Consider the following 13,772-nt stretch of genomic DNA (forward strand, 5'->3'; position numbering starts at 1 on the left):
AGCTTAAAAATAAAAATTATACAATAAAAAAAGGATGATGAAGATGTTTATAAATAAAAAAGAAAAATTTTCCATTCGTAAGTTTAAAGACGGTCGTTCAGACTCAGTCAAAATCGGTACAGTCGGTCTGATTGTCGGTGCAGCCCTTGCAATGGCAGGACAACCCCATATTGCAGAAGCAGCGATGACAGAAAACAGCGACAACACAACAACGATCTCAAATGATAAGGGGTCAGTAATTGTAGATACAGCTAATATTGAGAACCCAGATGCAGGTAGGGCATTTTCAACTGATCCAACTGCAGAGGGAACAAATACAATTACTAAAACTGGAAAAGTAGACTACAAATATGTAACTGCTGAGGGTAATACTGTATTAGAAGAAAACAAAAACCAAAACTCTGGTGCTGATAAAACGATTGAAACACCATACGATGTATACGGTAAATCAGGAGAAGTTTTCAAAGGAACTACAGGTGGTGATGCAGAAGCTAGCGACCTAAACGACGCTAAAGAAAATGGTAAGAAAGAAACAATCGAAAAAGATGGGAAGACTTACCACCTAATCGGAGAACCTAAGGTTGAAACTACTGGAAACGGTGGAGGAGTGTACTCTGACACAACTCTAGGTGATGTAACTGCGAAATTGACTCCAGAAGGGTTAAGTAACGCAGAAGGTAAAATCACTTATGATACTGTAAAACCTGGTGGAAAAGCTTGGATTGTTGAACAAACAGGAAAAGGAACATATGGTAAATATGTACAAGCTGATTCAGGTGCGATCACTTCTGATGCTAAGATGATAGAAGCTTTCAAAGCTGGAGAAGCAACAGCAAAAAACTTCACTTCAGCTAACGTAACAGCTGATGGTGGAATCAAAGAAGGTGATTATGTTTTCGTCCTTGAGAAAAATACCTATGTAACAGCTAAAACTGAGAGTTTCTCTTTAACAGCACAGATACAATTGTCATCTAGTGATAATGTAGCAGATGATAAAGATGGAACTGGGGCTACTTTAAATAGAACATATGCAATGGTACAAAACTTTAAAGCGGCTCCAGATACTTTAACAGGAGAAGCAAACAAAACTCTTGTAAAAAACTATCTTGCATATCTTCAAGAAAAAGGATTTGAAGATAACCTCCTTAATTTCAAACGATATATTACTTTAGGAATGGCGGCAAAAACTGGTGGTCCTCTGGAGATTAGTGCTGATAAGGGAGATCAAGTTGATGATAAAGGAAGACCTACAAGTGATATAACAGCTGATATAGCAAGCGTTACTGATCAAGAAACAAGTACTTTAGAAGATAGTAGTGATTTTCTTCTTAAATTTTCTGATCCTTCGCCGGAAGTTGAAGAGTATTCTTACCGTGACGAAATCACTCCTCTTCGTGCATACCGTTTAGCAAGTGGTACTACAACAATCACTTACACTTATGCAGAAGAAAAAACTCGTGAAATCGAGAAAAAAGGTTCTGTAGTCGTTAACTACCAAACAGAAGACGGAACAGAATTAAAATCTCCTTACACTGATACTCCTGAAACAGTAGCTGAAGTAGTAACTGAGAAATACTATGTTGATGCTGATGGGAATGATGTAATTGTAAGTAGTACTACAGCTTCTAAAAACGTACCTTACAACACTAAAGAAAATGAAACTGAAAAACCTCAAAAACTTACAGATGCACAAGGAAATGTTTACTACCTAAACGAAGCAAACACAATGACATCTGTAAATGGTACAGAAACTACATCACCAGCTGAAACAGGAACAGTAGTAGAAGGTGTTACAAAAGTAACTTACATCTATGAAAAAGCTGGATCAGTAATCGTTAACTACAAAACTGAAGATGGAACTCCACTTGCAGGAACAGTAGTAGACGAAGATGGAGCTGGTAAAACTGTAGAATCAGGTGCAAAAGACATTGATAATGGTAAACCAGGTACAGCTTATAACACTGCCGATAACGGAATGAAACCAACTCGTATTAAAACTGCAGAAGGCAAAGTATACGAATTAGTTCCAGACTTAACTGAAGGTGAAGAAACAGGTGAGGTTGAATCAGGAACAACTAAAGAAGTAACCTACGTTTACAAAGAAGTTAAAGGTAATGTAGTTGTTAAGTACGAAGATACTGAAGGTAACACACTTGCTGATGACGAAAAAGATGAAACAGATGCTTCTCTAAATGTTAAATACGATACAGCTGACCACAAAAAAGAATCTATCGAGAAAGATGGTGTTAAATATTACTTAACAGCTAAAGAACTGAAAGATGGTTCTAAACCAGCTACTGGAGACGTAGTAGAAGGAACAACTACAGTAACTTACGTTTACGAAAAAGCTGGATCAGTAATCGTTAACTACCAAACAGAAGACGGAACTCCATTAACAGGTACTGCAGATGGTGCAAATGTAGCTTCAGGTGCTAAAGACACTACAGACGCTAAAGCAGGAACTGACTACAACACTGCAGACAACGGAATGAAACCAAACCGTATTACAACTGCAGAAGGTAAAGTATACGAATTAGTACCAACAGCAACTAAAGGTGAAGAAACTGGTAAAGTTGTTGCAGGTGAAACGAAAGAAGTAACCTACGTTTATAAAGAAGTAAAAGGTAATGTTGTCGTTAAGTATGAAGATACTGAAGGTAACGTAATCGCAGAAGACGAAAAAGACGAAACAGATGCTTCTCTAAACGTTAAATACGACACAGCAGACCACAAAAAAGCTGAAATCACCAAAGACGGTGTTAAATACTACCTAACAGCTAAAGAATTGAAAGATGATTCTAAACCAGCCACTGGAGACGTAGTAGAAGGAACAACTACAGTAACTTATGTTTATGAAAAAGCTGGACAAGTAGTCGTTAACTATCAAACAGAAGATGGAACTCCATTAGTAGGTGTTGACCCAGCTGGTGCAAATGTAGCTTCAGGTGCTAAAGACACTGTAGATGGAAAACCAGGATCAGATTATGATACTTCTGATAACGGAATGAAACCAGCTCGTATCACAACTGCAGAAGGCAAAGTATACGAATTAGTACCAACAGCAACTAAAGGTGAAGAAACTGGTAAAGTTGTTGCTGGAGAAACTAAAGAAGTAACATACGTTTATAAAGAAGTAACTGGTGATGTAGTAGTTCACTATGTTGACACAGAAGGTAACAAAATCGCAGCTGATAAAGACGACCTTAAAGGTGCATCTCTAAGCGAAAAATATGATACTGCTGTTGATAACAAACCAGAAAAAATCACTGCAGAAGACGGAACTGTATACTACATTACAAAAGCTGGTCTTAAAGATGATTCTAAACCAGAAACTGGAAACGTAGTTGAAGGTAAAACTGATGTAACTTACGTTTATGAAAAAGCTGGATCAGTAATCGTTAATTACCAAACAGAAGACGGAACTCCATTAGTAGGAACTGCAGACGGTAAAGATATTGCTTCAGGTGCTAAAGATACTGACAATGGAAAACCAGGTTCTGAATACAACACTGCAGATAACGGAATGAAACCAACTCGTATCACAACTGCAGAAGGAAAAGTATACGAACTAGTCCCAGCATCAACTAAAGGTGATGAAACAGGTACTGTAGAATCAGGTCAAACTAAAGAAGTAACATACATTTATAAAGAAGTAAAAGGTAATGTAGTAGTTCACTATACAGATGAGGCAGGAAACAAAATTGCTGAAGATGCTAAAGATACAACAGATGGATCAATTAGCACACCATATGATACTTCTGATAACGGAATGAAACCAGAACGTATTACGACTCCAGAAGGCAAAGTTTACCAATTAGTACCAACAGCAACTCAAGGTGCTGAAACTGGTAAGGTTACTGAAGGAACTACAGAAGTAACCTATGTTTATAAAGAAGTAACTGGAGATGTAGTCGTTCACTACGTTGATACAGAAGGTAACGTAATTGCGGAAGATAAAGAAGATACGAAAGGTGCTTCTCTAAACGCTAAATACGATACAACTGACAACAAACCAGAGAAAATCGAAAAAGACGGAACTGTTTACTACTTAACAGAAAAAGCTCTTAAAGATGACTCTAAACCAGAAAACGGAGACGTAGTAGAAGGTAAAACAGAAGTAACATACGTTTACGAAAAAGCTGGACAAGTAGTCGTTCATTACACTGACGAAAAAGGTAACACTATTCAAGCAGATGCTGTTGATACAAAAGACGGTAAACCAAACTCAGACTACAACACTGCTGATAACGGAATGAAACCAAACCGTATCACTACTCCAGAAGGTAAAGTATACGAATTAATCCCTCAGTCAACTAAAGGTGATGAAACAGGTAAAGTTAAAGCTGGAGAAACGACAGAAGTAACTTACGTCTACAAAGAAATCACTGGTAATGTCGTCGTTCACTACGTTGATACAGAAGGAAACACACTTGCTGAAGATACGAAAGATGTAGAAAATGGATCACTAAGTGAGAAATATGACACAACTGACAACAAACCAGCTAAACTTGAAAAAGCTGGACAAGTTTACTACTTGACAGCTAAAGAATTGAAAGACGGTTCTAAGCCAGAAAACGGTGCTGTTGTAGAAGGAACTACAGAAATCACTTATGTATACGAAAAAGCAGGAAACGTTCTTGTTCATTACGTAGACGAAGCTGGAAACACTCTTCAAGCAGATGCTGTTGATACAAAAGATGGTCAACCAGGAGCTAAATACGATACTTCTGATAACGATATGAAACCAACTCGTATCACTACTCCAGAAGGAAAAGTATATGAACTCGTACCAGCATCAACTAAAGGTAACGAAACTGGTGATGTTGAAGCAGGTAAGACTACAGAAGTAACATATATCTACAAAGAAGTGAAAGGAAACGTCGTCGTTCACTATGTAGACGAAGCTGGAAACACAATCGCAGAAGACATTAAAGATACGACTGATGGATCTGTAAGCTCAGCATATGACACAAGTGACAACAAACCAGCTACAATCACTACAAAAGATGGTAAAGTATATGTACTTGTACCAACTTCAACTAAGGGTGAAGAGTCTGGTAAAGTAACAGAAGGAACAACAGAAGTTACTTACGTTTATAAAGAAGTAACTGGAGATGTAGTAGTTCACTACGTTGACACAGAAGGTAACGTGATTGCTGAAGATAAAGAAGATACTAAAGGTGCTTCTCTAAACGCTAAATACGATACAACTGACAATAAACCAGCAACAATCGAAAAAGATGGTGTTAAATATTACTTAACAGAAAAAGCTGTTAAAGACGATTCTAAACCTGAAACAGGAGATGTAGTAGAAGGTAAAACTGAAGTAACTTACGTTTACGAAAAAGCAGGACAAGTAGTAGTTCACTATGTAGACGAAGCTGGAAACACAATCCAAACTGACGCTGTTGATACCAAAGACGGTAAACCAGGAGCTGCTTACAACACTACTGATAATGATATGAAACCAACTCGTATTACAACTGCAGAAGGAAGAGTATACGAATTAGTACCAGCATCAACTAAAGGTAACGAAAACGGAAGTGTTGAAGCAGGTAAAACAACAGAAGTAACATATGTGTACAAAGAAATTAAAGGAAACGTAGTCGTTCATTATGTAGACGAAGCGGGTAACACAATCGCAGAAGACGTTAAAGATACTACAGACGGATCAGTAAGCTCAGCATATGACACAACTGACAACAAACCAGCTACAATCACTACGAAAGATGGAAAACTATACGTATTAGTACCAACTTCAACTAAAGGTGATGAAAATGGTAAAGTAACAGAAGGAACAACAGAAGTAACTTACGTTTATAAAGAAGTCAAAGAAGGTACTACAAATGGAGGCTCACTCACTCCATCTCAACCAGGTTCTCCATCAACACCTTCAACAAACCCAACAAGTCCGGTGAAACCGACAGACCCAAGTCAACCAACAACACCGGCTAACCCAGCAACCCCAGCAACCCCAGCTGCCCCAGCTAACCCAGCAACACCGGTTGCTCCGGCTAATCCAACTAACCCAACAACACCGGCTAACCCAGCAACTCCAACGATGCCATCAGCACCAGTAAATGGTAAAGCACCACAAGCTCCAGTAGCTCCATCAGAAGCTAAAGGACAAGCTGAACTTCCTAATACTGGTACAGAAGACCATGCTAGCCTAGCAGCACTTGGACTTTTAGGTGTCTTGAGCGGATTTGGGCTTGTTGCTCGTAAGAAAAAAGAAGACTAAATTTAATTAGATTTTCTGATAAGAATAAGGAGTAGGATATCATATCCGCTCCTTTTTCTATGTAAATTATGAAGTAATTTTTAATCTTTTTTTGAAAGTTGTTATAGAGTTGTTAATCATATTTCTGAATCTATTAATTATCTTTGCTTTTTTATATATTTATATCAATTAAAATATCGAATTGCTTGACATAATGAATAGATAGAGTTATTATGTTTATTATACAATAGGTGAAGTCGGGACTTTTCTTGGGATCAATTTGAGGGTCTTACTGACTTTTCTTGATGTAAATAAAATATAAGCAAAGGAGTAGTAATGTACTCACGAACAAAAAAATATCATGGACAAAAAGTTCAACGATTTTCAATCCGAAAGTATAGTTTCGGTGCAGCGTCGGTAGCAATTGCTGCGCTTATGATGTTTGGAGGTGGAGCCACTGCAAAAGCTGATACTATTCAAGGAAACGATGCAAGAACGAGCTCAAATTTGTCTAATCCACAGTCGTCGCCATCTCAAGAAAACTTAAATCACGAAGAGAATGTTGCGAGCCCTGATACCAAGAAAGAAGAAATTCCTTCTAAAGATCCAGTTTCTAAACCAGTAGTAACTTCAGCTGAAGCTGTAGTTAATGAAGATAAGCTAGCACCAGAAAATATTGCAAAGGTAGACTTTAGTAAGTTGTTGGAAGCGATTTCACGTATTCAATCAGCTATTGATAAAGTTGAAGTTAGTGCTAAAACGTCAAAAACTATTGAGGATGCCAAGACAGCACTACTAGAAGCTCAAGCTTTATCAGCAAATGATAAAGCAACTCAGGCAGAGGTAGATAAAACTGTTGCAAGATTAGGAGAAAAGGCTTTTGTAATTGAGAGCATGCCAAAAGTGTCTCCTGCTGTAGAAGATAAATCAGAAACAGAAGCTAAAGTAGAAAAAACAAATAAAAACCAAGATCCACGAAACGGAAAAGCAATTCCTGGTAAAGGGGAAAGTGGGTTTAGAGCGACTCCTACTGGTGTAGGAGAACAAGCAGCAGAAGGTCCTACTAGTAATAATAAAAGAGGGGTAGGAGCTAACCCAGTAGATAACGTTATTTCAAGTTTGAAAAATCAATTTGGAGATATTGATTTTAATACTCCAGATGTTGAAACAAAATCTGCTACTGTTGAAAATCAATATTCAAGAAATAGTACTAGTTCTCCAAATCCAGCTCCAGTAAAACTTGGTAAAATTACTTATAATTGGAAAGAAAAGAGAATTGAAAATGAAATTGATGGATGGAAAATAGAAGGGACAAATAATTATGTAACAGCGATTAAACCAGAAGCTCCAACAGAAGTTGCAGCGGATAGACCTGCTGGATTTGATCCGAAACCATCTAAAGTTTACGATAATAATGGAAGTATTGACAGACAATACAATGATACTCCTGTTCCAGGAAATCCATTAGCACCTAATAAAGCTAATCAAAACTATGCAAATGGTGTTAACTACTCAAGTGTACCTGGTGTTCCTTTAAATAATGCAGCACATTCAGCTGTAGGGAAAGATTATTATATTCAATTAAATAAGAAAGGTACACAAATTTCGAAAGAATTTAATGTTAATCCGAACTCTAGATTATACCTAAGTGTTCTAACAGGTGGTGCCTATGGGAATATGGGTACTGCTGGTACTGGTGAAAAAGTAGAAATTACAGTTAGAGATGCAGATACAGGTGAAGTTTTAACAACACTGAAAGATGCGAATAATAATAGTGAAACAACACACGTTTCAACTCCGTATGGTGATGGAGGGAATGGTAATGGTTTCGGATTCTGGAGAACGATTATCAATACTCCAAATACTACTAAGAAAATTAAAGTAACCATTAAAGCATTAGAGGATGGTCCCGCATTTAATAAAACTTATCCAGTAAAAGGAAAAACAGAAATTGAAGATGGATACTTTGTTGGTGGAGTTAACTTAACTGTTGGTGCTGCTTTAGAAATGACGACAGATGTTGTTCGTAATAATACCACGTCCGCTTATGGAGAAGATACTCTCTATAAAGACAAAGAATCAGGTCAATTAAAAGTTACTGTGAAAAACGTTGGTGGGTTACCAACGTACGGCGCTTATGAATACACAATTAAAATTCCTGAAGGTGTAGAATTAAAAGATTCAGTTAAAAAAGCGAATGCATGGAATTGGCCTGGTCCTTACCAAGTCGTATCGTATGATGAAGCTACAAGAACGCTTAGATTGAAATTCAATGCAGGGGATTCAGATCCAGCAAAGAATGGGACAAGAACATTCGGTATTGATTTCACAACGGCAAAAAATTTCAAAGGGACAGCTACTTTTAAGGTAACTGCAGAAATTAAAGAAGGATTTACAGATTTACAAGGAAACAGAGTATTAGAAAATACAGGTGTTGTAAATCCAAATAGTCCATATAGAAATACATTCAATGCTCTAGGAAATACAGACAATCCAGATTACTACTACAACAAAACAATTTACATCGATACGATTAAACCAGTAACTCCTACTGTGGAACCAGTTCATACTGATAGCATTAATGGAGAAAAAACTGATAAAAATCAACCAACAGAATTATTAATTTCTGTCCCAACAGAAAAAGATACTAATTTAACAGATGTACCTAGAGAAAAACAAGATATCGCTGACAATGATAGAAACAATGGAACGGACCGTGATGCTGATACTGAGGTAGACAATATTAAAGAAGCTATTGGTGGAGTAACTTCAATGAAAGTTACGTTACCAAATAGTAAAACTCCAATTACTTTAAATAAAAAAGAAGACGGTTGGTATATTGGTGAAACAAAAGTTGAAGTACGCGATGGTAAATTAGTTGTACCAGTTCCAAAAGGGACAGATTTGACAGAAGCGAATGAGACAACAAATCCTGACAAACGTATCAAAGTTACTGTGCTTGATAAAGCAGGTAACGAATCAGATCCAGCTTATGCTAATGTTCTAAACGAAGCTCCAACAGTAGCAGTTGAGAAAAAAGACTTATATGTTTATAAAACTAAAGAAGCTGACAAATGGAACAATGCTAAAGTTTTAGAAAAAGCGAAACCATCTGCAACTGACTTAGAAGATGATCGTGATGGGGTTGATTCTACTAAACCAACAATTGCAGTAAGTGATGCAGGTAATCTAGATACAACTAAAGTTGGAGATTACACTGTAAAAGTTCAATCAACTGATAGTGAAGGTAAGAAATCAACAGAAACAAATGTCACTGTTCATGTCTTAGACTTAATTAAAGTAGACCCTACAGTAACAACTGATCCAACAAATCCAAGCACAACAGCTCCAGTATCTCCAAAAACAGCAGATACACCTGTAAAAGAAGGAGATGAAAACCTTGGTAAATATCCAGCAGGAGTTACTCGTGAGGACTTAGTTAAAGAGGTTACACGTACAATTAAGTATCTAAAAGAAGAAGATGCAAACAAAGATAATGCTACTCCTTTATATGCTGAAAAGGTGCAAAAAGTAACTTACAAACGTACAGCAACAGTTAATCCTGAAACAAAAGAAGTAACTTACTCTGATTGGGAAGTTTACAATGAAGCGGATAAACTAACTGATGCTAAAGCAGATGGTACTAATGGTAAGTATAACTCAGTTGAATCTCCAGTTATTAATAATTATTTATTAGTGGATAATGCGGATAAACTTGTTCCAGAAAAAGATGCTCCTAAGCCAGCACAAAATGGAACAGCAACTTCTGAAGTGAAGAAAGTTCTTTATAAAGAAATTGGTTCATTTGTACCTAACTATCCAGCAGGTAAGAAACCACAAGGAGCACCAGATAAGATTTCTTATCCAAATAACCCGACTGATCCAACAGTTCCAGGTGATTTTAGCACGATAACAATTCCATATGTTCCAGGTTATACTCCAGTATATAATGGACAAGAATTGACACCGAAAAATCCAAATGATCCAACTCAAGGCTATAAAGTTCCAGATGGATTTACACCAACGGATAAATTTGGGGAATCACCAATTACATATACACCTTCTACTCAAACAGCTAAAGTAGTGATTGAGAAGAAAGTAGATGGAGCCGCAAATGAAGTAGTTTCTAGCTTTGATTTAACAGGAAAATCTGGTTCAGAATTACCAGCAAGTACAGATGTTGAAAACAAAATCAAAGAACTTAAGAATCAAGGTTATGAAGTAGAAAGTGATGAATACCATATTCAAGATAATCATCATCCAATTTTTGATGACAAGGAAGATATTAACCCAACAGATGGTTCATCAGCACCTTCTCAAACATTTAAAATTGTGGTTAAACCTAGAATCATTGAAGTACCTTCATCAACACCACATGAAAAAGATAGTCCAGTAGATCCAAATGGGGATACACCAGAACTTAAATGGCCTGAGGGATTAGCTGAATCTGACTTGAATACAACAGCTAAACGTGTGATTTCATATGTGAAGAAAGATTCAGATACAGCAGCTGAAGAAAAAGCTAAGGATGATACTGTTCAAACGGTGCCATTCACAAGAAAAGCAACCGTTAATCTTGTCACAAAAGAAGTAAGCTATACTGATTGGGAAAGTCCAAATAAAACATGGGATAAAGTTGGAGTAGATGTTTTACCAGGATATATTGCTGATAAAAAAGAAATTCCAGCTAAAGAAGCAGCAACCCCTGCAAAAGATACAAAAGTAATCCCTGATGAAACGGATAAAGTTACTTATACGAAGATTGGAAGCTGGATTCCTGTTGATCCAACCACTGGTAAGGATGGAGATCCGATTCCATTCCCTAACGATCCAAATGATCCAACCAAGACTGGTGAAATTACGCAAATTATTCCTCATAAAGATGGATATACTCCAAAAGATGGAAATGGAACACCATTAGAACCAGTAAATCCTGCTAAACCAGAAGAAGGATATAAACCACCAAAAATTACGGATCCAAAAGCAAATATCAAGATTACCTATGATAAAGACGATCAAAAAGCAAAAGTAAAATTTGTTTCAGTAGATGATGAAGGTGTTGAAACACCATTAGATACGAAATATAATATTGATGATCTTGCTGGTAAATCAGGAGATAAAATTCCAGAAGAAAAAGTTCAAGCGCGTGTTGATGTTTTGAAATCTATGGGATATGATGTTGTAGATAATCCATTTGATCAGGATCCAACGTTTGATACTAAGAAAGAAATAGATCAAGAGTTTACAATTAAAGTTAAACCACAAGTTTCAACTGCAAAACCTGTTTATGTAGTAGAGGGAGATAAGCCATCTTCAGAAAAATTAAAAGATGCGGTTACTACTAAAGGAAATGAGAAAACAGTAGATGAAACTAAACTTCCTGATACAACTGATAAAGTTGGGGATGACACATTAACAGCTCCTGTGACAGTGACATACGGTTCAGGGGATAATAAACGTGAAGAAACTGTTAATGTACCGATTAAAGTTGTTGCAGGATATCCACAAATTGTCCCAGTAAGTGCAGACAAAAAACAACCGTCTCCGGAAGATAATATTGACCCAGCAGACTATCCAGACGATGCTACATATGAGTACAAAGAAGAAGTTGATACAACAACACCTGGAGATAAGAAAGTAACTGTAGTGGTTAAACAGGGGGATAAAGTACTTGTAGAAGTACCTGCAACTGTTCGTGTAGTTGATAGCACTCCACAATTTGTTGTAGCTGATAAATCCAAACCACAACCAGATGCTAAATCAAGTATCACTCCAGAAGAATATCCAGAGGGAACAACCTTTGAGTATAAAGAACCGGTTGATACAACAACAGCGGGTGAAAAAGATGTAGTCGTTGTAGCGAAATTAGATGGAGATACTTTAGTAGAAGTACCAGCTAAAGTAGTGGTAGTAAGCCCTGAGACACAATATGTATTTGAAGACCCTGCCAAACCACAACCAGATGCAAGTGAAAGTATTAACCCTGAGCAATATCCAGAAGGAACAACCTTTGAGTATAAAGAACCAGTTGATACAACAACACCTGGAGACAAGAAGGTAACAGTAGTTGCTAAGAATGGTGAAGACAAACTTGTAGAAGTACCTGCAGTTGTGAAAGTATTACCAGTTGTTAAACCAACGGGAGTAACAGTACTTAAAGATAGCACAGATTTAGAAACAATGGTTAAAGCAAAAGCTCAAGAAGTAGTGGATGCATTACCAAAAGATAATATTCCTGCAGGTGTAACAGTAACTGTTAAAGAAGTGAAAGAAAAACCTGAAACAACTGCTACAGGAGAACAAAAACCAGCTAAGGTAGTTATTGAATATACTGATGAAAAAGGAAACGTTATTGGTACTAAAGAAGTAGAAGTCCCAGTAACAGTAGTTGGATCAACAACTAAACGAGTAGTCGTGTTTGAAGGTGATAAACCAACGAAAGCTGAAGATGCCGTAACACCAGGACAAGGCGGGACAGTTGGTAAACCAACAACATTACCAGAAACAACTGGAAAAGCAGGAACTACAGATGTAACAGTCGAAGTTCCAGTAACTTACGAAGGAATTAAAGATCCAGAGAAAGTAATAGTACCAGTAACAGTATTGCCAGTTGCTAAAGGTGAAGTAACAGTACCAAAAGGTGAAACTACAGATAAAGTTAAAGAAGTAGCTAAAGCTAAAGCGGAAGAAGTAGCAAACTCAGCAGATTTCAAAGCTAAATTACCAGATGGTGCCAAAGATGTAGAAGTTGGAGCGATTACAGAAGAAGTGCTTGCAATCATTACATCGGAAGCAGGAACAAACAAAGGAACTGTAAAAGTCCCAGTAACCTATACAGTAGATGGCGTTAAGTATACAAAAGATGCAGAAATTACTGTAAATGTCGTTGGTTCAAATGCTGATCAAGTATACGTTGTTGAAGGCGACAAACCTGAAATAGCTAAAGTAAAAGATGCAGTAACACCAGGACAAGGTGGAACAGTACAAGATCCAACAGAAGCTGATTTACCAGATACAAAGGATAAAGTTGGAGCAACCGATGTAACAGTACCAACTAAAGTTAAGTATGCAAATGGTGAAGAGACAGTAAAAGTCCCAGTGACAGTATTACCAAAAGTAACCCCAGAAGGTGTAACAGTTCTTAAAGATAGTGATAAGCAAGAACTAGAAAAAGCTATTAAAGAACAGGCTGAAAAAGCAGCTAATAACGTGAAGGGGCTTCCATCAGGAGTTACTGTAACAGTTACAGAAGTTAAAACAGGAACAGTACCACCTACAGCAACAGTTGGTGTACAAATCCCAGCGACAGTAGTGGTAGAGTATGTGAAAGATGGTAAAGTAGTTGCGACTAAAGAGGTACCTGTACCTGTTAACGTAGTAGAGGTCGTTCCAGTATCAATAGAGACACCAGTCACCTCTACCCCATTAACGCCAGAGGATTACACTAAAGGAATTAAGATTCCAGAAGGTGGCAAGGTCACAAATGTTGAAAACATTCCAGACTTGACAACACCAGGTAAGAAAGATCCAGTTAAGGTAACGATTGAATTAC

The 13,772-nt window shown here is 37.2% G+C and carries 2 protein-coding genes; both read left to right on the forward strand.

Annotation, left to right across the window (positions count from 1 at the left end; genetic code table 11):
* The first annotated feature begins 43 nt into the window (after positions 1–43).
* Positions 44–6,241 (forward strand): MucBP domain-containing protein, encoded by a 6,198-nt coding sequence (locus FJN11_RS09725; protein ID WP_120719240.1) that lies wholly within the window; start codon positions 44–46, stop codon positions 6,239–6,241.
* A gap of 315 nt (positions 6,242–6,556) precedes the next feature.
* Positions 6,557–13,772 (forward strand): mucin-binding protein (locus FJN11_RS09730; protein ID WP_219853208.1); only part of this gene is annotated, 7,216 nt, incomplete at its 3' end.

Source organism: Streptococcus symci, from assembly GCF_006385165.1.
Taxonomy (GTDB): Bacteria; Bacillota; Bacilli; order Lactobacillales; family Streptococcaceae; genus Streptococcus; species Streptococcus symci.

Excerpts from the sequence above, each read along its gene's own strand:
- FJN11_RS09725 (WP_120719240.1), top strand. The coding sequence starts at position 44 with ATGTTTATAAATAAAAAAGAAAAATTTTCCATTCGTAAGTTTAAAGAC.